Annotated in this window: 1 protein-coding gene; it reads right to left on the minus strand. The window is 55.8% G+C overall.

What is annotated here, in order from left to right; genetic code table 11:
- Positions 1-52 precede the first annotated feature (52 nt).
- The coding region (locus tag H5407_RS23955) for a glutaredoxin family protein (protein ID WP_183106953.1) at positions 53-301 on the minus strand (249 nt) is incomplete at its 5' end.

Below are 301 nucleotides of genomic sequence, written 5' to 3' on the forward strand. Positions count from 1 at the left end.
CCAGGGAGAGAAGCTTGAAAAGAACAGCCAGCGGCAAAGTCATCACAGTCAATCAGGCGCTCAAGGCCGCCAGGAATTCATCGGAATCAAACCCATCGTGCATGCGGTGCTCGCGGCCCTGGCGGTTCAGCACCAGAAAGGGCGTGCCATTCGCGTGATAACTCGCGAATTCGGATTCACAGCGGCTGTCGACGGACATATTGCATTCGGTATAGGCAAAACCGTATTGGTTCAGCCAGGCCTTGGCCTGGTGGCAGTAGCCGCATTCGGTGGTGGTGTACATGACCACTTCTTCGGCTTT

Source organism: Mitsuaria sp. WAJ17 (assembly GCF_014174515.1).
GTDB lineage: Bacteria > Pseudomonadota > Gammaproteobacteria > Burkholderiales > Burkholderiaceae_C > Roseateles_B.